At 35.9% G+C, this 23,391-nt stretch carries 16 protein-coding genes and 5 pseudogenes; 13 read left to right on the top strand and 8 right to left on the bottom strand.

Going from position 1 to position 23,391, the window contains the following annotated elements:
* Positions 1–266 precede the first annotated feature (266 nt).
* A complete protein-coding gene (locus ORL93_RS29490) occupies positions 267–1,223 on the bottom strand; it encodes an alpha/beta hydrolase (RefSeq protein WP_265960226.1) in 957 nt (318 codons plus the stop codon).
* A 155-nt stretch (positions 1,224–1,378) separates the two neighbouring features.
* Between ORL93_RS29490 and ORL93_RS29495 the strand changes: the two genes are divergently transcribed.
* From ORL93_RS29495 to ORL93_RS29525, 7 genes and pseudogenes are all read left to right on the top strand, one after another.
* The gene (locus tag ORL93_RS29495) at positions 1,379–1,594 is read left to right on the top strand and encodes an Rrf2 family transcriptional regulator (protein ID WP_265960227.1); all 216 of its coding nucleotides are present in this window, start codon (positions 1,379–1,381) and stop codon (positions 1,592–1,594) included.
* A 317-nt stretch (positions 1,595–1,911) separates the two neighbouring features.
* Positions 1,912–2,100, top strand: a pseudogene (locus tag ORL93_RS29500) (hypothetical protein); the annotation flags it as partial.
* Positions 2,101–2,165: 65 nt separating this feature from the next.
* A complete protein-coding gene (locus ORL93_RS29505) occupies positions 2,166–3,143 on the top strand; it encodes a SagB/ThcOx family dehydrogenase (RefSeq protein WP_265960228.1) in 978 nt (325 codons plus the stop codon).
* Positions 3,144–3,176: 33 nt separating this feature from the next.
* On the top strand, positions 3,177–10,187 hold the full coding sequence (locus tag ORL93_RS29510; RefSeq protein WP_265960234.1) for an amino acid adenylation domain-containing protein: 7,011 nt from the start codon (positions 3,177–3,179) through the stop codon (positions 10,185–10,187).
* A 55-nt stretch (positions 10,188–10,242) separates the two neighbouring features.
* On the top strand, positions 10,243–11,697 hold the full coding sequence (locus ORL93_RS29515) for a pyridoxal phosphate-dependent decarboxylase family protein (RefSeq protein ID WP_098188440.1): 1,455 nt from the start codon (positions 10,243–10,245) through the stop codon (positions 11,695–11,697).
* A gap of 188 nt (positions 11,698–11,885) precedes the next feature.
* Positions 11,886–12,137 carry a hypothetical protein gene (locus ORL93_RS29520; RefSeq protein WP_098609632.1) on the top strand — a complete coding sequence of 84 codons (252 nt, stop codon included), beginning with the start codon at positions 11,886–11,888 and terminating at the stop codon, positions 12,135–12,137.
* Positions 12,138–12,834: 697 nt separating this feature from the next.
* Complete coding sequence (locus ORL93_RS29525) at positions 12,835–13,557, top strand: 4'-phosphopantetheinyl transferase family protein (protein ID WP_265960229.1); 723 nt, start codon at positions 12,835–12,837, stop codon at positions 13,555–13,557.
* A gap of 491 nt (positions 13,558–14,048) precedes the next feature.
* Here the strand turns inward: ORL93_RS29525 and ORL93_RS29530 are convergent, their stop codons facing one another.
* Both ORL93_RS29530 and ORL93_RS29535 read right to left on the bottom strand, forming a co-directional pair.
* Positions 14,049–14,288, bottom strand: coding sequence for an NUMOD4 domain-containing protein (locus ORL93_RS29530; protein WP_309534158.1), 240 nt, complete (start codon positions 14,286–14,288; stop codon positions 14,049–14,051).
* A gap of 45 nt (positions 14,289–14,333) precedes the next feature.
* On the bottom strand, positions 14,334–15,041 hold the full coding sequence (locus ORL93_RS29535) for an IS6 family transposase (RefSeq protein WP_265960230.1): 708 nt from the start codon (positions 15,039–15,041) through the stop codon (positions 14,334–14,336).
* 93 nt (positions 15,042–15,134) lie between these two features.
* Here ORL93_RS29535 and ORL93_RS29540 point away from each other — a divergent pair.
* Positions 15,135–15,764, top strand: a pseudogene (locus tag ORL93_RS29540) (tyrosine-type recombinase/integrase); the annotation flags it as partial.
* Positions 15,765–15,946: 182 nt separating this feature from the next.
* Here ORL93_RS29540 and ORL93_RS29545 read toward each other — a convergent pair.
* Positions 15,947–16,337: pseudogene (locus ORL93_RS29545) on the bottom strand (IS6 family transposase); the annotation flags it as partial.
* Positions 16,338–16,716: 379 nt separating this feature from the next.
* On the opposite strand from ORL93_RS29545, the pseudogene ORL93_RS31645 reads away from it, so the two are divergent.
* Positions 16,717–16,824 (top strand): annotated as a pseudogene (locus tag ORL93_RS31645) (hypothetical protein); the annotation flags it as partial.
* Positions 16,825–16,948: 124 nt separating this feature from the next.
* Here ORL93_RS31645 and ORL93_RS29550 read toward each other — a convergent pair.
* The 3 genes from ORL93_RS29550 to ORL93_RS29560 form a co-directional block, all read right to left on the bottom strand.
* Positions 16,949–17,314 carry a carboxymuconolactone decarboxylase family protein gene (locus ORL93_RS29550; RefSeq protein WP_006096975.1) on the bottom strand — a complete coding sequence of 122 codons (366 nt, stop codon included), beginning with the start codon at positions 17,312–17,314 and terminating at the stop codon, positions 16,949–16,951.
* A gap of 336 nt (positions 17,315–17,650) precedes the next feature.
* A complete protein-coding gene (locus ORL93_RS29555; RefSeq protein WP_006096976.1) occupies positions 17,651–17,824 on the bottom strand; it encodes a hypothetical protein in 174 nt (57 codons plus the stop codon).
* A 142-nt stretch (positions 17,825–17,966) separates the two neighbouring features.
* A complete protein-coding gene (locus tag ORL93_RS29560) occupies positions 17,967–18,590 on the bottom strand; it encodes a TetR/AcrR family transcriptional regulator (protein ID WP_265960231.1) in 624 nt (207 codons plus the stop codon).
* Positions 18,591–18,707: 117 nt separating this feature from the next.
* Between ORL93_RS29560 and ORL93_RS29565 the strand changes: the two genes are divergently transcribed.
* Positions 18,708–20,936: an MMPL family transporter gene (locus ORL93_RS29565; RefSeq protein ID WP_265960232.1), complete on the top strand. Its 2,229-nt coding sequence runs from the start codon at positions 18,708–18,710 to the stop codon at positions 20,934–20,936.
* 108 nt (positions 20,937–21,044) lie between these two features.
* On the opposite strand, the gene ORL93_RS29570 is transcribed toward ORL93_RS29565, so the two are convergent.
* Positions 21,045–21,209, bottom strand: a complete 165-nt coding sequence (locus tag ORL93_RS29570) for a DUF4021 family protein (RefSeq protein ID WP_077295769.1) — start codon at positions 21,207–21,209, stop codon at positions 21,045–21,047.
* Positions 21,210–21,755: 546 nt separating this feature from the next.
* Here ORL93_RS29570 and ORL93_RS29575 point away from each other — a divergent pair.
* The 3 genes and pseudogenes from ORL93_RS29575 to ORL93_RS29585 all read left to right on the top strand — a co-directional run.
* Entirely contained in the window at positions 21,756–22,019 is a 264-nt protein-coding gene (locus tag ORL93_RS29575) for a transcriptional regulator SplA domain-containing protein (protein WP_265960233.1), read from the top strand.
* The gene (gene splB, locus ORL93_RS29580; protein ID WP_097787444.1) at positions 22,016–23,044 is read left to right on the top strand and encodes a spore photoproduct lyase; all 1,029 of its coding nucleotides are present in this window, start codon (positions 22,016–22,018) and stop codon (positions 23,042–23,044) included. The genes ORL93_RS29575 and splB overlap by 4 nt, the downstream gene beginning before the upstream one ends.
* Positions 23,045–23,153: 109 nt before the next feature.
* Positions 23,154–23,391, top strand: a pseudogene (locus tag ORL93_RS29585) (DDE-type integrase/transposase/recombinase); the annotation flags it as partial.

Here is a 23,391-nt window from a genome sequence, read left to right on the forward strand (position 1 = left end):
ACAGGTGAAGTCTGCTCAAAATGAAGTTGGGTTCATACATAAGTTATTTGGAATTGCATCATAATCTGTCATTGAATAGGCCATGTAGGTTCTATATCTCTATCAAATGGTTTTTGCACCAGAACCAGAATTATTAAATTAGTTAGGAGATAAAAATGATAGCATCAGCAATTCCGGAAGTATCTTGAAAACAAATTGATACATGTTTGAAAGGTAAAAACACTCACAAATGTGTACTATTTGTGAGTGTTTCTTTTGTAAAGAGATTAAGCCTCTACCTTAGCTACTCTTTCGAAACCAGTCTTTACTGCTTGTATCATTTCATTCACAGCGTAAATAGATACGTCGGCATTTGGATTTAATCCTTCGAACCAGTGATAGGCCCCAGGATATAAATGAAATTCGACATCAACACCAGCTTGCGCAAGTTTGGTTACATAGGTTAATGTTTCACTGCGGAATGGATCTAATTGACCAACAAATGTGTAGGTGTATGGCAAATTACTATAATCCTCTGCTCGAGCAGGGGCTGCATAGGCAGGAATATTCTCCGTTCCATATATTTCTCCTAAATACATTTTCCAGCCAGCTTCATTTGTCTTTTGATTCCAAACAAATCCTTCTTTAATTTCATTCGTAGAAGGTGTATTATTTCGGTCATCAATCATTGGATAGAGTGGCATTTGGAAACAAATAGAAGGATATTGTCGATCGCGGGCTAATAATGTCAATGCTGCTGTTAGTCCACCGCCAGCGCTCGCTCCTGCAACACCAATTCGATTCGAATCAATGTTTAATGGCTCTGCATTATCAGCAATCCATTTTAATGCTGCGTAACAATCCTCAATTGGTGCTGGATAAGGATGTTCAGGAGCTAAACGGTAGTCTACAGAAACGACCACACAGTTGGCTTCTTTTACAAACCTCATACAAGTATCATCATTATCATCTATAGACCCTAAGATATAACCGCCACCATGTATCCATAACAGGACAGGTAAGGATTCATTAGTTGATTTTGGACGATAAATTCTTAATGGTAATGAATTAGCATCAGGTCCTACAATGACTTCATCTGTTAATGAAAGGGATTCATCAACAACGGTAGGTGGTCTCATTTGCGATATTCCTTCTCTGATTGCTTGCAAGTACTCTGGGCGTAAATCGAGGTCTTGAAACATTTCTAATCCTGGTAATAAATCTGGATTTACTCGGTTCTTCATTTTAACACCCCTTTTTATAATCGTTTTCAAACAAGTGAAGTGTATTCTAAGTAGTTTAATTTTGATAAAATCATCACAATTAAATTGTAAAGTGGATATGTTATAACTGTCAACGGAATATTCAAAAAATAAACCTTCTTTTAGGAGGGAGTTTCATGCAACTAATTATACAAGCAGGTGATTTAGGGCCAAAGTGGTTTCATGTCGCATTAAGAACTCTCGTCTTACTTACTTCCTCAGAGAGTATGTTAAAAAGTCATTATATAGCTGAACGATTGGGAGAAGACCCAACCTTTGTTCGAAAGATACTATCAAAGCTAGCATACGCTGACTATGTGAAATCTCATGGAGGGAGGGGTATGTGTTGTTAAAATTGAATATTCTGATACTTTATTCTCAACATATTTTCACTTTTTCTCACTGACATTCGGATATTATTATATTATTCTTATCATTACAAGTTTTCGAAAAAATCTAAGAGAAGGGGAATGGTTTATTGTATCGTTCTTTATCTGTTTTATGTACGTCAATTATTTTGTTGACGTCTATCAATAGAATAGCTTCAGCTGAAACTGCAACAAACTCTAGTAAACTTGTAAGGCAATCAGTTTAAGCCGCTCCAACAGATGGGTGGTATCAAGATAATAGAAAGTGGTATTACTATAGGAATGGACTTGTACAAAAAGATTGGCAATCTATTAATAATGCTTGGTACTATTTTGATTCATCAGGAATTATGCTAGTTGGTTGGCAATCCATTAAAGGGACTTGGTATTATTTCACAACCACAGCTGGTAGTGAACAAAGGCAAATGGTAACAGGATGGAAACTTATTAATGAAAAATGGTATGAATTTCAACAATTATGTACTATATAAAGGTTGTTTTTTGTGGATTGGAAGATTGTACTTTTAAAATAAATTAACCTTTTATGGAGGGGAATATGAGCGAGCAAATTTATTATTGGTCTCCTATTATGCATTGGGAGAAGTTGCATAATGAAGTTTTGATAGAGGAAACGAGATATACAGGAGTTATGTCTGAGTGGTTTCCTGAGTTTTATTTTCTTGCCCAAAAGGGAGTAACGATCAGTCAGCTATTAGAGCGCTTTTCGTTAGGGAATGAAGAAGAGGCACAAAAAATAGTAGAACTTATGATAAAGAATCGGGTGTTAGTAAGTAACATATTACATCCAAGAGAAGTATTCTCCACACAAGAAAAAATTTTTCCGAATCCATATAGCGATCAGGTTCGCTTCTCTAAAGATGATCTAGACAAGTATATCAGTGAACAATTAAATCGAATGCATCCTGCTGCGCGGTCAACTGGAATTCAACTTGAAACAAAAGAGGAGCTTCCCGCCATGATCAGGGAGCGTAGATCTTGCCGCCAATTTGATATGAAAAATCCCGTACCTTTTTCAGAATTCGCGCAACTGTTTTCTACTTTTAAACAGAGGAAAGAAGAAAAAATCTACTACCATTACGCCAGTGCGGGTGGGGTTTATCCCATTGATATTTTTGTCTATATAAAACCGAAACGTGTAGAAGGTATGAAAGCTGGTTTTTATTATTATAGCCCATCAGAGAATAGTCTTTTGCTTGTAAACAATATTGACCAAGTAATCAAGAGTGATCATGAGTTGATTAACCAAGAATTATTTACCCAGTCTGCCTTTTCGGTTTATCTAGTCTATAATGCGCGCGCTTCCATGCCTAAATATGGTTCAGATGGATATTTATTTGCTTGCATTGAATCAGGCATCATCACTGCTACGTTAAATATGGTGGCTGAGACATTAAACTTGGGAGTTTGTTCGGTTGGGCATATGAAATTTGAGGATATTTATCGCTTTTTAAGTTTGGATAACCATCAAGTATTTCTCCACGGGATTGAAGTTGGGTTAAAAATTAGTGAATAGATGGAAATTAATGTTAAGGAGCTGAAGGTAAAAATGCATATCAAAGATCATAGTTCGATTCATGAGTATAAAGTGGCAGAATCGTTTTGGAAAGAGCAATTATCTTCCGGTGTACCCGATTTTTCGTTATTTAATAGCGATTATCAAATGAATAAAGACAATCAATGCGACCATGTTCAAGTCATAATGGATGCAGAGCTTAGTCAAATTTTACGAAAAATAAGTAAGTCACAGGATTTATTTTTATTTAGCTGGTTACAGGCAGCTTTAAGGGTTTGCTGGGTACATTATACAGACCAAGAAAGGATTACAATCGGGGTTCCTGTAATCGGAAAAGATCACCAACAAAGAGAGAATCTGAATGATTTGCTTCCTATAGGAGCTGAAATCCATCCCCATCACTCTTTTAAGCAATTAGTGGAGCAGGTCCAACAAACGACTTTACTTGGTTATGAAAATCAGCACTATCCACTCTCTGAATTATTAGCGAAGCTCTATTCAACTCCATTTCAAATCGTTTTGGGGATGGAAGGATTACATAATAAGAGTTCAATAGAAGAATGCTCAGAGAATGAATTAACCATCTGGATACAAAGAAAATGGAATGAAAAACATAATGAATTTGAATTTCAAATTTCTTGCAAGTCTCATTCTCTTTTTCCTTTGCAACAGTTTGCCAAATCTTATCTTTATGTTTTAAAGCAAGTGTTGAGAAATCCTGATCTGGCTGTGAAAGATATCTGTATCATTTCGGAAGAAGAAAAAGAGTTGCTAGAAGGATTTAATCAAGTTCAGATGGGCATAGACTTGTCTCAAACATTTCAGGATTTGTTTGAGGAGCAGGTGTTGAAAACCCCAGATCAAATTGCTGTTATTTGTAATGATCAATCTTTAACATATAGAGAATTGAATAAGAAAGCAAATCAATTGGCTTCTATTCTTCAAAGTAAGGGTGTATCCAAAGAAAGTATTGTTGGGGTTATGGTAGATCGATCATTGGAATTGATTATTGGCATGATGGGGATTTTAAAAGCCGGAGGGGCTTATCTACCAATCGATCCTCACTATCCTAGTGAACGAATTGAATATATGTTACAAGATAGTCAAGCAAAATGGTTACTGAGCAAGCGAACAGAGAAAGGATTGCCGCAATTTTCCGGTGAAGTGTTGTATCTTGATGAAGAACATCTCTTCCAAGGTGAAGAAAGCAATCTAGATCGAGAAAGTGAACCTAATGATCTGGCTTATATTATTTACACATCAGGATCAACAGGAAATCCAAAAGGCGTAATGGTGGAACAGAGATCCCTCGTCCATTTCTTAAGCATTATGAGAGAAAAGCTAAAAGATAATCAGTCGTTCTTGTTTCTTGCTAGTGTTTCTTTTGATATATCTATGTTAGAAACATGTATCCCTTTAACTCAAGGCTCAAAGGTAGTCATTGCTACAGAGGGACAGTTTGCAACAAAAGAATTGGCTCATTTGGTCAAAGAACATAAGGTGGATTTATGGGAATCGACCCCATCGCGAATGGAATTGATTTTGAGTAATCCAGAAGGGGCAGAGTTTCTAAGAGATTTAAAGGCCATTTTGTTAGCAGGAGAAGCATTTTCGATTGATTTGATTGAAAAAATTCGAAGCATCAGCGAAGCGCAAATTTTAAATATCTATGGTCCGACAGAAACAACCCTTTGTGCAGCAGCAAAAGATTTGAGTACTGCCAAAGAAGTGACGATCGGGAAACCTAACCCCAATTATCGTTCTTATGTATTGAATAAATATAGTCAAATGAAACCTTGGGGAATGCCGGGAGAGCTCTGTATTGCCGGAGTGGCGGTAGCTCGGGGTTATCTTGGTAAATCTAAATTGACAGATGAAAAATTTGTCCCGAATCCTTTTGTGGCGGGAGAAATAATGTATCGTACTGGTGATCTCGTCCGATGGTTACCTAATGGAGAACTTGATTATCTCGGTCGAATGGATCATCAGGTGAAAATACGGGGATATCGGATTGAATTAGGGGAAATTGAGGCTCAGCTAAAGAGACATCCAGAGATAAGTCGAGCTATTGTTGTTGATCAGGTAGATGGAAACAGAAAATTGTTAGCTGCTTACTATATATCGGATAAGAAGATCCCTTTTGAAGAGCTCAGAAAATATCTAAGCAATAAATTGCCTGAGTTTATGATTCCCGAAAAAATGATTCAGGTAAAAGAGATTCCACTGAATCCAAATGGGAAAGTGGATCGAAAAAGGTTGTTGGATTTAACTCAAACAGATCAAATATCCATCCCATATGTCGCTCCACGAAATCAAATCGAACAGAAATTGGTGCAAGCATGGGAAAAAGTGATGGAGATCGAGCGGATCGGTATTCATGATAACTTTTTTGCCTTAGGGGGAGAGTCGATTAAGGCACTACAGGTTATCAATTTATTAGGAAAAGACCATCTGAAAGTAAGTACAAGGGATATTTTTAAACATCCCACGATTGCTCAACTTAGTTCTTGTGTAGAAGTGGAGCAGAAAGAAGAAAGCCTAGATAAAACACCAACCCGTGTTAAAGATATGTCCAAGCCATTTTCCTTAACAGAAGTTCAGACAGCTTACATGTTAGGGCGTAATCCGCAGTTTGAATTAAGCGGCATTTCACCTCAATCGTATTATGAATATGAAACAAAATTGGATATCAATCGGCTTTCACAAAGTCTCCAAAAGGTAATTCAGCGCCATCCTATGTTACGAGCTGTGATCTTGCCAGAGGGAAAACAGCAAATCTTACAAGACGTTCCTGATTATCAGATTGAAATTGAAAATCTCATTGGTTTAGATGATGGGAAACAAAATGTTCGATTGCAAGAAGAACGTTCTCGAATGACCAACCATGTATTTCCTTTGGGGCAATGGCCTTTGTTTGAATTGAAAGCCTTTCTTTTAAAAGAAGACACTTATTTGTTATGTTTTCGATATGATGCTTTATTGATGGACGGGGCAAGCATGAACATCGTTGGACATGATTTGTTGCATTATTATCACAAACCAGATCAAAGATTAGAATCTCTTTCTTTTGATTTTCAAGATTACATGTTCATCTATGATGAAATGGAACAAAGTAAAGAATATAAAAAAGCAAAAGAGTATTGGACAAGCAAGCTGCCTGACTTTCCATTTGCTCCTTCTCTGCCGTTAAAAAAGGATCCAGCAGAGATTGCTACCCCTAACTTTCAATCACTTACTAAGATCTTGGACAAAGACAAATGGACGAAGTTACGGAAGCTGGCACAAGAGAAAGAGGTAACTCCTTCTGCCCTTCTTTGTACGATATATGGAGAAGTGTTGGCATATTGGGGTAATCAACGTCGATTGGCAATTAATCTGACTGTATTTAACCGTTATCCTGTTCATGAAGAAGTAGAGCAGGTTGTGGGAGATTTCACGTCACTCATCTTGTTGGACGTGGATGTGAATCCAGAGCAATCTTTCTTTACCAGAGTGGAGCAAACTCAATCGACTTTGTTAGATGGACTTGAACATCGTCATTATGATGGAGTTAACTTTATTCGAGATTTTACTCGATATCACCAAATGAGACCAAAAGCAGTCATGCCAATTGTTTTCACCTCGATGCTAGCAGGCGCGGGTGCTTTTGCTTGGGAGCAGCTTGGCTCTCTCCGCCATATTCACGCTCGGACTCCACAAGTATATTTGGATAATGTGGTAATTGAAAAAAATGGAGAGTTATTGATTAGCTGGAACTATGTAGAAGAATTGTTTGATGTTGATGTGATGGAAGCACTGTTTTCCCAATTTGTCGATCTGTTGGAACAATTGGTGAAACAAAGAGACGTAACCTCTTTGCAAGTGAAAAAATCGGATCAGACTTTAATTGAGCAGTACAATCAGACAACAGAAAAAATACCTTCCACTACCTTGTATCAATTGTTTGCAGACCAAGTACAGCGTACACCAGATCAAGTGGCAGTGGTCTTTGAACAAGAGTGGTTGACTTACTTGGACCTTCATCAACGCTCCAATCAAGTTGCTCACTATTTGCAAGAACAAGGGATTGGTCTAGGTGATAAAGTTGGTATTTTGGCACAAAGACGGATTGATACGATTGTTAATATGATGGGGATATTAAAAGCGGATGCTGCTTATGTACCCATCGATCCCGATCATCCACCAGATCGACAAACATATATCTTAGAAGATAGCTCATGCAAACTTTTGTTGGAACCTGGTCTTTATGAAGAGAAACATTTGTCATCATATGCAACCGAAGATCTGCCTACCATTGCTGGTCCCGAAGATCTTGCCTATATTATCTATACTTCAGGAAGTACCGGAAAACCAAAAGGAGTGATCATTACTCACCGAGCGGTTGCAAATACCATCCAAGATATCAATCAAAAATATCAGGTGAATGAAGACGATCGCATTATCGGTATCTCCTCCATGTGTTTTGACCTGTCTGTATACGATATTTTTGGAACGTTAAGTACAGGTGCAATGTTGGTAATGATTCGTGATCCGAGAGACATGCAAGAACTGATCCGTACGGTCGAACGCAGAGGAATTACGATCTGGAATACAGTACCTAAAATCATGGATTTGGCATTGGATCAGGTAGGTTCTCATTTTGAAAATTCTTCTTTGCGTTTGGTCTTACTTAGCGGGGATTGGATTCCACTCCCTTTACCAGAAAAAATAAAACGACATTTCCCGATCGCGGAAGTAATTTCACTGGGAGGGGCAACAGAAGCATCAATTTGGTCGATTTATTATCCAGTCAAACAGATGGAAGCACACTGGAACAGCATTCCATATGGGATGCCTTTGGCAAACCAAACGTATTATGTGCTGAACTACGATAAGAAAATGTGCCCAGTTAGTGTGATCGGTGATTTATATATTGGGGGAGTGGGTCTTGCCCAAGGATATTTAAATAATGAAGAGAAAACGAACGAAGTGTTTGTGTTACATCCAGACCTTGGTCTTATTTACAAAACAGGGGATTGTGGAAGGATGCATCCCGAGGGGTATATTGAATTTTTAGGACGTCAAGATTACCAAGTCAAAATTCAAGGGTATCGAGTGGAGTTAGAAGAAATCGCCCATTGCCTTCTCACTTACAAACAAGTAAACCAAGCTGTAGTGATTGACCAGACAGATGAGAATGGGATAAAATTTTTAGTTGCATATGTGGTAACTGAGCAAGATATCAGTACAACAGAACTACGAAAACATTTGCGAGACCACTTGCCAGAGTACATGATCCCTTCTTATTTTGTTTATTTGGAGCGACTACCCTTGACCCCTAATGGAAAATTAGATCGAAAGGCGCTTCCTGCTCCGGAGAAACAAAAAAATGAGGTATATATTGCTCCAAAAACTGAAATGGAAAAAATATTGATCAGTGTATGGCAAGAAGTGCTCAAAGTAGACCAAATCGGAGTAAATGATCATTTCTTTGCCTTGGGTGGCGATTCGATTAAGGCCATTCAAGTTTCTGTACGACTTTATAGACAAGGATTTCAGTTAGAACCAAAAAATCTATTTGACTTCCCTGTATTAGGTGACATGGTTCATTTTGTTAAGAGACTAGACCATCCTTCACACTCACAAACAGATGATATAAACAAAAAGAAAGAAAATAAAGTTACATCACTGAATGTTAGAGATAAACAGCTTAATCAACATACGCTTAACAAAATACAAGAAAAAATGCCGGATATAAAAATAGAACGAATCTATCCATTGGCACCTTTTCAACAAGTTATTTATGAACATGCTGTAGCTGAACCCAATACCAATGCTTATTTTGAACAAACGCTTTGGACACTTGCGGGGAAACTGGATGTAGATCTCTTTATTCAGTGTTTTCAACAATTAGTTGATCGTCATGATTCTCTAAGAACGATTATTGTGCAAGATGAACAAGAACAACCTTGGCAAGCTGTGTTACATGATGTTCAAATGATTTCAGAGGTAAAAAGCTTGATTGAGATGACGAGACAAGAGCAGCAGGAATACTTGGATCAGTGGATGAGCGAAAATTTATGTCGAGGATTTAATAATGATGAACTCATGACCCGTCTCTGTATATTTCAACTAGGGAATCACGAGTATAAGGTAGTTTGGAGTGCCCATCATCTATTGTGTGATGGTTGGAGTGTCAGTATTTTGTTAGACGAATTATTCCAACTCTATGAAGCAAAAAATGCGGGAACTACAGTGGGATTATCTCCAGCAAAACCTTTTCAAGCATTCATTGACTGGACTTTAGCGCAAGACCATGAGAAAGCACGCCATTTTTGGCGCGATTATTTATCAGGGTACAATCAGAAAATCAGCATTCCCCAAAAGAAAGTACCAACTGAAAGTAAGGGGTTAAGCTTCACATTTATGGATTTAATGTTAGATGAGGATCTGACCAATCAGTTACGGACATTTGTAACCAAACACAATGTAACCATGAATTCGGCTTTACTAGCTGTATGGGGTATATTGCTTAGCAAATACAATGGAACAAAAGAAGTAGTATTACCTAATCTGGTATCAGTCAGACCTCCCGAAGTGGAAGGGATTGAAAATATGTTTGGTCTGTTCACAAATGTATTGCCTATCCGAGTAGCCTGGGCAGAAACGCAATCTTTTGTGGATCTCCTGCAAAAAGTTCAACAAGAAACATTGAAATGTAATGAGTATGCTTACTATTCATTTGTTGAGATTCAAAAACAAAGTGAGCTGAACGATCAGTTGACCGACCATCTTTGGGTGTTTGAAAACTATCCAACTAACCCATCCAATTTCTCTTCAAATGAGAACAGAAATTTTGCCATCACAGATTACCAAGTCGTTGATGAGCCACATGTGAAGTACGGAATTATGTGCTTCCCTGAAGAGAAACTTACAATGAAGTTTGGATATGATCAAAATATCTATGAAGCGGAGCAAGTACAGAAAATATTGAATCACCTCCATACGTTAATTAAAACGATTGTTCATAATCCAACACAGACAATCGGTGATTACCAATTATAAAAAATGAAAAGGCGAGCAACAACTCGCCTTTTAAAATAGAATAGGAGTGAAACAAGTGACGGAAAACCTGCAATTATCAGCCGAAGAGATGCGTCAGTTAGGATATCAAGCGGTTGATATGATCATTGATCATATGAATCATTTGAAAAGCAAACCAGTATCTGAAACGATTGATAGTGATATTCTCAGAAACAAGCTGACTGAATCAATCCCAGAAAACGGATCCGATCCGAAAGAGCTCCTTCATTTTCTTAATAGGAACGTGTTTAATCAGATTACCCATGTGGATCATCCTCATTTTATGGCTTTTGTGCCGGGCCCTAATAATTATGTTGGAGTAGTAGCAGATTTTTTAGCAAGTGGATTTAATGTATTTCCGACAGCTTGGATAGTAGGTGCAGGTGCTGAGCAAATCGAATTAACGACAATCAATTGGCTAAAGTCGATGTTAGGATTCCCTGATTCGGCTGAAGGGCTATTTGTAAGCGGAGGTTCCATGGCTAATTTAACCGCGCTTAATGTGGCTAGACAGGTCAAGCTTAATAATGACATAGAAAATGCAGTTGTTTATTTTTCCGACCAGACTCATTTTTCTGTGGATCGGGCACTAAAAGTATTGGGTTTCAAACACCATCAAATTTGCCGAATCGAAACGGATGAACATTTACGAATTTCAGTCAGTGCTTTGAAAAAGCAAATAAAAGAAGATCGAACAAAAGGGAAAAATCCATTCTGTGTCATTGCTAATGCTGGAACAACTAATTGCGGAGCGGTTGATTCCCTCAATGAGTTGGCGGATCTTTGTAATAACGAAGATGTATGGCTACATGCGGATGGAGCCTATGGTGCTCCGGCAATTCTCAGCGAAAAAGGAAGTGCTTTGCTTCAAGGAATTCATCGTGTCGATTCCTTGACGTTGGACCCTCATAAATGGCTTTTTCAGCCTTATGATGTGGGCTGTGTACTCATTAGAAACAGCCAATACTTAAGCAAAACATTTCGTATGATCCCAGAGTATATCAAGGATACGGAAACCAATATAGAAGAAGAAATCAATTTTGGAGAATGTGGAATTGAACTTTCGCGCAGATTTAGGGCGTTAAAGGTGTGGCTGTCTTTTAAAGTGTTTGGAGTCGCAGCTTTTCGCCAGGCAATTGATCATGGCATCATGTTAGCTGAACAAGTTGAAGCGTTCTTAGGGAAAGCGAAAGATTGGGAGGTGGTAACACCTGCCCAGTTAGGAATTGTTACTTTTCGTTATATCCCTTGTGAATTAGCCTCAACAGATACAGTCAATGAAATAAACAAAAAACTGGTGGAAGAAATTACTCACAGAGGATTTGCCATGTTAAGTACGACCGAATTGAAAGAGAAAGTGGTTATTCGACTTTGTTCCATCAACCCAAGGACGACAACAGAAGAAATGCTTCAAATCATGATGAAAATCAAAGCATTGGCGGAAGAAGTAAGCACATCGTACAAACATCTTATCTCAGTTCCGCAACTTTGATATGCTGGGAAATCATCAGAAAAATTTGCTTAGCGTTGTAAATCCGCATTTTCCTGACGCTACTCCATACTATAGAATATAATAAATCTAGTAGATTATATACTCTAGAAGAGAAACTAAAATATAAGCAGCTGATCAACAACTTAAAAATAGCTTTGAAGGAAAACGATGTTCGTACAATAGGAGAAATGGCAACTCAAAGTGCTATTATGAATCAATCACAGTTGGAAAAGCGCACTTTAAATCATTTTTTCCAACTTTCTTACGAATATGATGCGCTAGGTGGTGTGGTTGCTCATGGTGGTACTTACATCGGATTGTTACTATGGCAAGAAGAAAAGTATAATGATAAACTTTCTACGTTAAGGGGAATATTACAAAAAGAGTATGGGCAAGTGCATATATACCACACTCTTTTTAACGGGAAATGTAAAGACTAATACCATTGTTGAACTTCTAAGTAGTAATAGCTTACGATAATAAATTTGAGCGCTTTGAGGTAAACGGTTGTTTGAATCGAGACATCAAAGCGCTCTAAAAGCTTTTTGTAGGATATTTAGACTTGAGTCGGTCACCGTTAATTTTTATATAGAGAATTAGTATTCTATTTTTATTTAACGATCAATCGTATATATCCTAATAAGTGTAAAACTGGCATAATTTGATTTGGAGTGTTATTTGATTTTAGATTAATGTAAACGGTGTGGGCACAATACTCTGGTTTGCAATTCCCAAAATCAAGTATATACCCTTTTTTAATCTACTATTTACTTCTAAACTAGAACAATTAGATGAGAATAGTCTATGAACATCAGTAGCAAATTAGTCCAATAGATTTATATATAAAGTTTGAACGAATCCATTAAATTATGAGAGTGAATATAATGTGAAATTGGAGGTAATTACAAATGATTGAACTACGAAGTGACACATTCACCCAACCGACACACTCTGGTATTACTACTCAAGATATAAATCGTACTTTGGGTATTATTGGAGAAATTATGAAGGGTGAATAAAAAGCTTATAAGTAGTGGCCGTATATTAACTGATTAATACCTAGACTTACACAATCCGTCTACTAGTAGCTGTACAACTATTGCTAGGAGGAAACTAGAATTGGAAGTGTATTAACTTATGGAGAAAAGAAAAGTCAGAAGGTTTACAAAGAATTGCGATATAAATCTCTACTGGGTGCAAATCCCGGATTATGCAACAACTTTAGATTTCCATCACAAGTTGAACTATTTGGATGAAGATGAACGAAAAGTATATGAAGCATATAAAGTAGAGGAAAAACGGATTGAATTCCTTTTGGGTCGAGTATTAGTTAAAAAATTGCTCTCTGACTGCCTTGGGCTTGAACCAGAGAAAGTACGTTTTATCAAAAATGTTTACGGACGACCTTATTTGCACCCGTCATACTCGAAGTCGAATCTATTTTTCAATCTCTCTCATACAAAAGGAGTTCTTGCTTGTGTTGTATCGCCTTGGGAAAAAGTTGGTATAGACATAGAGTGTACAGATTTCAATGCATTTGAGGTGATACACTCAGTCTTCACGGAAAAAGAGATTGAATTTTTAGACAAACAATTAACTGCCGATTCTAAACGCCAAGCGTTCTTTCGAATGTGGACACGTAAGGAGGCTGTCATGAAGGCGGAGGGAAAAGGATTTTCCCTTTCACCAAAGTCTTTTATTGTTCCTTTTGATGGCGAACGTGTTTCAGATGGAAAGTATCAGTACCTGACATATTCCTTTTTTCAAAACTATTTATGCTCACTTGCAGTGGAGAAGAAAGGGGAATTTGAATGTAACATACACCGTTTCAGTTATGAGCATATACTTGATATAAAATAATTAAAAAGTAAAAATGAAGGAATATTCGATCGGCTTCTTTGTGTATTTCCTTTTTCTAAAAGGAAGCGTTTAGAAATGTCATCAAGAGATAACGTGGACTCTTCATCGCTGGGAAGAAAATATCCCATCTTTGTTGAAATTACTTTCTTTGAAGATATCACCGAAATATTTTGAAAGAAAGTAATTATCATTTATCAATGACCTTGTTATATTTTTTGGTAACGATTGAAATAATCTTAGGTATAAACAAGAAGAGAAGATGAAAAATTCCAAATAAGATTTCTTATGTAAACTGGATAATTGTAAACTCATATAGAAAGCTCATAAAATCGTATCCTGCCTGAAGATACAAATATGGGGACCTTCTTATATAAATTATAGTAAAAAACAAAAAAAGGATATAAATTAAAGAATATAGATAATTTATGTCCTTCTTCTAACTGCATCTAAATTATTTTATGTTTTCATTTTCGTCTTAATAACAAATAGAGTCAACTCAAGTAAATCTTTTTAATTCCTTCTGGGAAAGTGTTTTTAATTATTTTAGAAACATTATGGTTTTTCGGTTTGCCATACTTATATAATTTGATAGTCGTAAATCCATATGGATCTCCATTTCTTACCTTTATTTTTCCTTTTAGCATCCTTCCATCTTGTCCGATTCTGTTTAGGCTTCTAAATCTGCCAGCATTAGAAACTTGATATATCCCTTCGGGTTCTGGTGCAAAAATAAATTATAAAAAAAGTAGGACCTGAATTTCCTACTAAATTACAGATTATAATGCGATACCAAACAATTTATCAATGAAATCTTTTTGATTTTGGGCAGACTTTCCCCCTTGATGAAGTTGCTTCTTTTTCATTATATGCATCGCTTCTATGCCACTCAGTATGTAAGTGGCTGTACGGAATGATTTGAATCCTAACATCGAACGCACTCGCTTTTTAACAAATCGATGATCTTGTTCCACGATGTTATTAAGATATTTCACTCGCCTTATTTGGATGCCTACAGGCATCTTTTTTTCATTCTTCAACTCTTCAATTGCTACAGGATAGGCGGGATTCTTATCGATGGTTATCACACGAGGCTGTGAAACATGAAAAGACTGCAAAGCTTTCTTGAAGAAACGCTTTGCAGCCTTGTGGTTTCTTGCTTTGCTTAGGTGAAAATCGATGGTATTTCCTTTCGAATCGACAGCACGATACAGGTACATCCATTGACTTTTTACTTTGATATATGTTTCATCGACTCTCCAAGAGTCATTGGTTTGCTTGAGATGACGACGGATTCTTTTGTCTAATTCAGGACCATACTGATGAACCCAACGCATAATCGTTGTATGAGCAACGGATAAGCCCCGTTCCTCCATCATTTCCACCAAATCACGAAAGCTCAAGTTGTACCGTAGGTACCATCTTACTGTTTGCAAAATAATATCATGATGATAATGCTTCCACTTGAATAAATTTCGCTTTTCCATACTGATCACGCACCTTTTTTAGAGTAATAGTATCAGTATGTCCAAGATTTAGAGATTACGTGCAATTATCTTGAAGTTTTCGCACCAGAACCGGAAATTCTAAGTACGACCGTTAATAAACACCATAAACCAAAACGCGAGTTATCATATGAGGAAGTGAAGCAGTTGCTTCATTACTATAAGGATAATGAGATCAATTACGCTTTATTATCGGTCCTAGCTACTACAGGGTTACGTGTTGCAGAAGTTGCGCATGCAAAGTGGGAAGATCTTGAGTATGACGATATACGTGGACGTTATTATTTAACAGTAGATACAAAGGGGGATAATGAACGGATTGTTTCTATTAATAAGGAGATTTTTAATCGTATTGTTGCATTTCGAATCCGGAGAAGGTTACCTATAAACATTGGGAATAAAAATGGTGGGACTATATTTCAAACAAAGAGCCATTCAGCTTATAGAGAGAATTACTTGTCACAATATATTTCTAAAGTCATTAAGGATACCAAGTTAGCCTTTACAGAGAATATAAGAATTACCCCTCACTTCTTTAGACATTTTTATGTACAGTACTTATATGATTACAAGGGGCTTGCACCTCATGTAATCGCAGCTGCAGTTGGTCATAAAAATGATAGAACGACAAAAGAAAATTATTTGAAACAACGATTAACGAAAGATAATGATGCTGGAAATCTAATTTCGGAAGATGAATTCTAATTATATCGCTTTATATTTTGTATTAAACAGCTTCAATACCACTGTTTTTAGTTATGTATTTTTTACATAATTAAAATTGATTATCTACCTGTTTTTTCTGTTTGTTCTTATAAGGATGGATCATTAGTTCTTCGCCAAGATTCCCTAAACAATTAACATATCCATAGGGAAGCGTGTAGAACCTTGCTATAATGAAAAGACTGCAAGGCCTTCTTGAAAAAGCGCTTTGCAGCCTTCTGGTCTCTTGTTTTGCTCAGGTAAAAATCGATTGTATTTCCTTTCGAATCAACAGCACAATACAGGTACATCCATTGACCTTTTACTTTGATATATGTTTCATCGACTCTCCAGGAGTCGCTTGTTTGTTTAAGATGACGTCGGATTCGTTTGTCCAATTCAGGACTGTACTGATGAACCCAACGCATAATCGTTGTATGAGAAATGGATAAGCCCCGTTCCTCCATCATTTCCACTAAATCACGAAAACCGTGGTTGTACGGTAGGTACCATCTTACCGTTAACAATAATATCAGGCTGATAATGCTTCCATTTGAATACATTTTCCTTTTCCATACCAATCATACACCTTTTATAGAGTAGTACTATCAGTATGTCCAATTTTACAAACCCTAATATATGTTAAAAGTAAAAACACATAACAGATCTTTCTTGTAATATGCTTTTTTGTTTTTGCTAGGTAACTTCTATTGTCATAAAGTAAACAGTATAGTTATTTGGGGTCCTTTGACACTTTCATTTGATACGGTGCTGAATGTGTACTAATGTTTGCTGCGTGATTAGGTTACATTGCTATACTGATTACAAATTCAAAAAGACCTTTGAGTTCTACCTATTGTTTTGTGAGTGGCCCCAAAAAGAAGGAATCGTTGCCGTGCCCCTATATAGGAAACTACAAGATAAATCATAATAAAAATACCCGCCCGAATTGGGAAATTTTTCAGATGTGGCGGGGTATTCTTTGAATCGTTGCCGTACCCCTTATCTTTTATGGTCTGCTTTTGCTACATATTTATCTTGGACAATTTACAGCATGAATTGATAAATTACAAAAACTTGAGCATAATTAAAAATGCTCAAGTTTTTGTATTGTTTGGTTTTTATCAAGAAAATGTAATAAATACAACCCAAAAAATTAAACATGTTTTTAACAATATCTTGGATAGTCACTGCTTTAATTCATTTAACTCTTGCATACATTCTTGAACAAGTGTGACCGCCTGACTCATGGTAGCTCCCCCGCCAAATGCAGCTGTTACGCCAATGATCTCAAGAATTTCCTGCTCTGAAGCTCCTTGATCTATACATCCTTTAGTGTGATAAATAATGCAATACTCATCCTGAGAGTAAAGGCTTATCCCTAAAGCAACCAATTGTTTTACTTTTTTTGATAATGTACCTTCTTTAAAGCATTCCTCTGTAAAAGAATTAAACTGTTCAGCCAGTTTTGGCATTTTTTCCGTAAATAAACCCAACCCATGTTTATATTGAAGAAGTGCAGATTCAGTAGTATTTCTACCTTCAAATTCCATATTTAATCAACCCCATTTCTAGTATTTATAAAACATACGTTAGTATGAGCTTAAAGTACTTTGATTAATCATGTTTGACATTATGTAATTTAGGGGGGCATCTTTACTTTTCAAAAATAATTCTTCTAAAATAAACAGATAAATTTTATATATATTCATATAAAAGTTCTTGTACATCAATTCAATCATTCAATAGAAATAGTAAGATTTTTTGTATACATGTATAGCGTATGACTACCTTCTCAGCATAATATATACCTAATTTAAATTTTCACATGAGCATATCTAAGTTTTGGGTATAGAAAAGGCAAGCATTTAAATATGCTTGCCTTCGTTCTAACGACGATGCTCGACTAAATCAATTACCCCTAAAACAACATGAGCTAAACCAAATCCAAATACCGTATTAGCAATCATCTTATTAGAACCACGTGTCTGCTTAAGTGCATAACCTGCAGCTGTGACCGCTGTACCTAATGCAGTTGGAATTAATCCTTCACGAATATCCATCGTAATATCCTCCTAGCATCGTAGTTAGTAAAACATGTAGTATTTCACAATAAAATACTAACATAAAAATTAGTATGGTCGCTTTTTATATAAATATGTAAACACCAATATCAAGGAAATATATATAACTAAAAATCCTGAATTAATGTCCCAATCCATTCCAATAAAAATCTACAATGCTTACAGCTAAATCATCTATATTGGCAATCAGTGGCTTTTGATTTACATCTTTGTAATCACCTAAGTATAGCAAAGCAACAAAGGCATGAGTACTTAAAAGCGAGTGCCCTTTAGGGATTTCACCTTTTTGCATCGCTTTGTGTATTGCTTGATCCAATACTTCGTACATTTTATCTTCAGCTTTTTGCATTTGTATTAAGTGATTCTCTGAAAGAGATATTTTTGCATCTTTCATGAAACTCTTGATATCAATGTTCAGTGTTGCGGTTAAATGAACTTTTGCAACATCAAGTAATCGCTCCTTAAGCGGCTTACTTGTTGAAAGAATTTTATGCATATTATCTCTAATGCGTGCCATCATTTGAATCATTGTATCCGTAAAAAGATCAGCTTTTGTAGCATAGTAATAATAAACAGTTGCCTTTGTTACATCGCACTCTTTTGCAACAACTTCCATAGAGACAATTTGATAACCTTTACTTAAAAACAGCTTTGTAGCAATATCAACAATTTTATCTTTTGTAGATTTTGTATTTTTATTTTGAGGTGGTCTTCCTAAAGGACGTTGTTTTTGTTCCAATATCATTCTCTCCTGACTCTTCATAATTTAAAATATTATAACATATCAGTTGAATAGCACTTGATTAATTAACTAACCAGTATATATAATTAATTCTAAAATTAGTAAGAAAGGTGGAATATCATGAAAAAACATCCTCTTTATACATGGGGGAAATATGTCGGTGGACCAAAAGCAAGGTGGATTACCCTTTTTGTATGGGTCTTGTTGACACTTGTTTTATCGTTTACTTGGCCAGCTGTGAATACCGTTGAAGATGAGACAGCCTCTAATCTTCCTGAAACGGCTATGTCACAACAGGCTAATAATATAATTAAGAAAGAATTTCCGAATGACTCAGGAAACCCTGTGCTTATTGTTTGGCATAAAGATGAAGGTTTAGAAGAGAAGGATTTTAAGAAAATTCAAGATACTTATCAAAAACTTAGAAATTCGCCATTAAAGGGGCAATCAACGTTACCACCTTTTGATACCATACCGCACCAAGCGTTAGCAAAAAATGTTTCAGAAGATGGTACGTCTCTTGTAACTCCTGTGTTTTTTGATAAAACTGTAGGGACAGATATGCTGCAGGAGAATATGGCTGAACTGCAGATTGTCATAAAGAATACAGTGGAAGATGATCCATTTAAAAGAAAGATTTCTGATTCTGGTTTGCATGTACGTCTATCAGGGCCAGTTGGTATTCAGACTGATGCAGTAAGCATATTTAGTCAGGCTGATGTGAAATTATTGGTTGCAACTGCATTACTTGTTTTAGCTTTACTTATTCTTCTTTATCGTTCACCGCTATTAGCAATCTTACCTTTAATTGTAGTTGGGTTTGCTTATGGAATAATTAGTCCAACTTTAGGTTTTTTAGCTGATAAAGGATGGATTACTGCTGATGCGCAAGGAATTTCAATTATGACTGTACTATTATTTGGAGCTGGTACAGATTATTGTCTATTTCTAATTTCAAGATATCGAGAGTTTCTTCTTGTGGAGCGAAATAAATTTAAAGCGCTACAGCTTGCAATTAAAGAATCAGGTGGAGCTATCATTATGAGTGCTCTTACCGTTGTAGTAGGATTAGGTACTCTATTACTTGCTCATATAGGTTCTTTCCATAGATTTGCAGTACCTTTTAGCGTGGCTGTTTTCCTTATGGGAATCGCTTCTTTGACAATTTTACCAGCATTATTAGCTATTTTGGGGAGAGTAGCATTTTTCCCATTCATCCCAAGAACAAGAGAAATGAATGAAGAATATGCTAAGAAAAAAAAGAAAACAATCAAGGTAAAGGAATCGAAAGGGTTCTTAAGCAAAAAACTTGGAGATCTTGTTATTCGTAAACCATGGACAATTATCCTGCTAACACTATTCTTATTAGGTGGATTGGCTTCATTTGTTCCACGTATCCAATTTACGTATGATTTAATAGAATCATTTCCAAAAGATATGCCTTCACGTGAAGGATTTAATTTAATCTCTGATCATTTTTCACCTGGTGAGTTAGCACCTGTACAAATTGTTGTTGATACAAAAGGAAAAGATGTACCTGTCAAAGAAGAATTAACAAAACTTTCTTTTATAGATCAAGTAACAGAACCAGTGCAAGGGAAACAGAATAATCAATTACAAATGTTTGAAGTTTCAATAAAAGATAATCCGTATTCTATTGAGGGGATGAATAAAATCCCTGAGTTAAGAAAAAGTTTGAAACAGGTAATGAAAAGTGCTGAAATAAGTGATGCTAATAACCACATATGGATTGGAGGAGAAACGGCTACATTATACGATACGAAACAAACAACTGAACGTGATCAAAATGTGATTATTCCTGTTATGATTGGTATTATCGCATTATTATTACTTGTATATTTACGTTCTGTTGTGGCGATGATCTACTTAATTGTAACAGTGGTATTATCATTCTTCTCTGCATTAGGGGCAGGATGGTTACTACTTCACTATGGTATGGATGCTCCTGCAATACAAGGAGCGATTCCTCTATATGCATTTGTGTTCTTGGTAGCATTAGGAGAGGACTATAACATATTTATGGTTTCTGAAATATGGAAAAACAAAAGAAGCCAGCCACACCTTGAAGCAGTCAAAAACGGGGTGGTTCAAACAGGTAGTGTTATTACGTCTGCTGGTTTAATCTTGGCAGGAACATTTGCTGTATTAGCTACTTTACCAATCCAAGTACTTGTTCAATTTGGTATTGTTACAGCAATAGGAGTACTACTGGATACATTTATAGTAAGACCTCTTCTTGTTCCTTCACTTACAGGCGTTTTAGGCCGTTTCGCTTTTTGGCCTGGAAAGATTCGGAAGAAGGAAGAGACAAAAAAAGTAGATGCTTGATAATATAATAAAATTAAAAAACCAAGGAAACTTTGATTTCCCTTGGTTTTTTATTAGGAATAAAGTATGTATACAAAATAAAAGTAGTATCTAAATACTAATTATTTTTCAAATTTCCGGTTTTTGGTGTTCTTTGTCTTCAATATCAGTTTCTGGCATTCCGTACAATCCATTCATGGCTTGTTCTACTGGTTGAAGTCCAGTTTTAATAGTATCAGATTTTAAGTTTTTTGAGTTGTTACTCTTTTCTTTTTTAGAATGTGGAAAATTCATTTTTATACCTCCAAACACTAAATTTTTAAAAAATAAAAAGCGTATGAAAGAGTTTGGCAGATAAACAAATTATCTGCCAATTGAATGACCAATTATTTGAGCTATTAATGTAATAGCATATACATAGTATGTCATCTTTTCTAGAAAATATGATAGCTAAGGAATCATCAATACCTGGATCTCCAAATAATAGTACTTTCTTCAAAATATGTCTTCCTTCTTAGATAACCCAATTTTATAAAAAACTTATAACATGTCTATGCAGGATGTTCTCTTTAAATCTAAAATTTCTTGAAAAAATATTATAATTACATCAATTTTCTATAGTCTAAAACATTTTCAATTGCCCCTGGTTGAAAAAAAGAACACCAAAAGAAAGAATTGAATTAAATCTATTGATTTGCAACGAAGTATGTCCCACATGGGTTAAATCAATTAGCTAAACGCTTTTCCATAATAAAGAAGACATAATTTTAGGCACTAAAGATAAAAATTTAATAATGAATAACTGTACCCAATAGATTTTATAAAAGAAAAGGTGATGGAATGGAACTGTTTAACGAAGACAAAACTTATCATGCTGGAGATATTGTCTATGTTTTTTACCGAAACCCCCACACCCAGGATGTAGCAAATATACAAGCAGCATCCGTTGTAAATAACCCTGAAAATCCAAATGAATTAGCTTTATTTCTTTATGAAACTTATTATCCATTATCAAATGAAATGGCTGTTTATTCTACAGAAGAAGAGGCAAATCAAGCTTACAATTACTATTATGGAGATGCTTTAGAGGGGATATTAGAATGAATAATCCATTTATACCTAAGCTAGTATACTTTGAACCAAATGCATTAGATTATCCGTTAGGAAGAGAACTTCAAGAAAAATTCAAAAAAATGGATGTAGAAATTCGGTATACCACCTCACATAACCAAGTGAGAGATCTTCCAGGAGAAAATGATTTTCAAAAGTACAGGGTAGCAAAATCTACTCTTGTCGTTGGTGTGAGAAAGACACTAAAGTTTGACACCTCAAAGCCTTCAGCTGAGTATGCTATTCCCTTTGCAACAGGGTGTATGGGCCATTGTCATTATTGCTATTTACAAACAACGATGGGTAGTAAACCATATATCCGTACTTATGTAAATGTGGCCGAAATTCTTGAGGCTGCTGACAAATATATCGAGAAACGAGCACCTGAACTGACAAGATTTGAAGCATCCTGTACATCTGATATTGTAGGGATTGATCACTTAACTCATACTCTTAAGCACGCAATAGAGCATTTTGGAGAATCCGAGTATGGAAAATTGAGGTTTGTTACTAAATTTCATCATGTAGATCACTTACTTGATGCAAAACATAACGGGAAAACAAGATTTCGGTTTAGTGTAAACGCTGACTATGTTATTAAAAATTTTGAGCCCGGCACCTCTCCCCTAGCAAAACGGATTGAGGCCGCTGGAAAAGTAGCAAGAGCCGGGTATCCACTTGGGTTCATTGTGGCCCCTATTTATCTGCATGAAGGTTGGCAGGATGGGTACTATCATATGTTTGAACGTCTTGATGCTGAATTACCACTTGATGCACGTGATGATATCACATTTGAATTTATTCAACATCGATTTACAAAGCCTGCCAAACGAGTAATTGAAAAAAATTATCCCATGACAAAATTAGAATTAGATGAAGAGAAAAGAAGATATAAATGGGGGAAATATGGAATTGGAAAATACATTTATCAAAAAGAAGAAGAAGAAGATATAAAAAGTTATCTTTATTCTTATATGGAGAAATTCTTTCCCAATGCAAAATTAGAATATTTCACATAGGAGATACCATTCACTTTACAAAAAGCATATGGAAATTTATTTTAAAGGCTATATCGGTGTTTCAAGGACGTTCTGTTGCAAAGTTTTTTAAATGAGTCTACACTCTAGAAAAAGGGGCTTATCCGTTGCTCATACAACGATTATGCCTTGGGTTCATCAGTATGGTCCTGAATTAGACAAAAGAATCCGTCATCATCTCAAGCAAATCAATGACTCTTGTAGAGTCGATGAAACATATATCAAAGTAAAAAGTCAATGGATGTACCTGTATCGTGCTGTCGATTCGAAAGGAAATACCATCGATTTTTACCTAAGCAAAGCAAGAAACCACAAGGCTGCAAAGCGAT

The organism is Bacillus sp. DHT2, assembly GCF_026241455.1.
GTDB classification, from domain to species: domain Bacteria; phylum Bacillota; class Bacilli; order Bacillales; family Bacillaceae_G; genus Bacillus_A; species Bacillus_A pseudomycoides.

Excerpts from the sequence above, each read along its gene's own strand:
- ORL93_RS29490 (WP_265960226.1), bottom strand. The coding sequence starts at position 1,223 with ATGAAGAACCGAGTAAATCCAGATTTATTACCAGGATTAGAAATGTTT.
- ORL93_RS29495 (WP_265960227.1), top strand. The coding sequence starts at position 1,379 with ATGCAACTAATTATACAAGCAGGTGATTTAGGGCCAAAGTGGTTTCAT.
- ORL93_RS29505 (WP_265960228.1), top strand. The coding sequence starts at position 2,166 with ATGAGCGAGCAAATTTATTATTGGTCTCCTATTATGCATTGGGAGAAG.
- ORL93_RS29510 (WP_265960234.1), top strand. The coding sequence starts at position 3,177 with ATGCATATCAAAGATCATAGTTCGATTCATGAGTATAAAGTGGCAGAA.
- ORL93_RS29520 (WP_098609632.1), top strand. The coding sequence starts at position 11,886 with ATGGCAACTCAAAGTGCTATTATGAATCAATCACAGTTGGAAAAGCGC.
- ORL93_RS29525 (WP_265960229.1), top strand. The coding sequence starts at position 12,835 with ATGGAGAAAAGAAAAGTCAGAAGGTTTACAAAGAATTGCGATATAAAT.
- ORL93_RS29535 (WP_265960230.1), bottom strand. The coding sequence starts at position 15,041 with ATGGAAAAGCGAAATTTATTCAAGTGGAAGCATTATCATCATGATATT.
- ORL93_RS29550 (WP_006096975.1), bottom strand. The coding sequence starts at position 17,314 with ATGGAATTTGAAGGTAGAAATACTACTGAATCTGCACTTCTTCAATAT.
- ORL93_RS29555 (WP_006096976.1), bottom strand. The coding sequence starts at position 17,824 with ATGGATATTCGTGAAGGATTAATTCCAACTGCATTAGGTACAGCGGTC.
- ORL93_RS29560 (WP_265960231.1), bottom strand. The coding sequence starts at position 18,590 with ATGATATTGGAACAAAAACAACGTCCTTTAGGAAGACCACCTCAAAAT.
- ORL93_RS29565 (WP_265960232.1), top strand. The coding sequence starts at position 18,708 with ATGAAAAAACATCCTCTTTATACATGGGGGAAATATGTCGGTGGACCA.
- ORL93_RS29570 (WP_077295769.1), bottom strand. The coding sequence starts at position 21,209 with ATGAATTTTCCACATTCTAAAAAAGAAAAGAGTAACAACTCAAAAAAC.
- ORL93_RS29575 (WP_265960233.1), top strand. The coding sequence starts at position 21,756 with ATGGAACTGTTTAACGAAGACAAAACTTATCATGCTGGAGATATTGTC.
- splB (WP_097787444.1), top strand. The coding sequence starts at position 22,016 with ATGAATAATCCATTTATACCTAAGCTAGTATACTTTGAACCAAATGCA.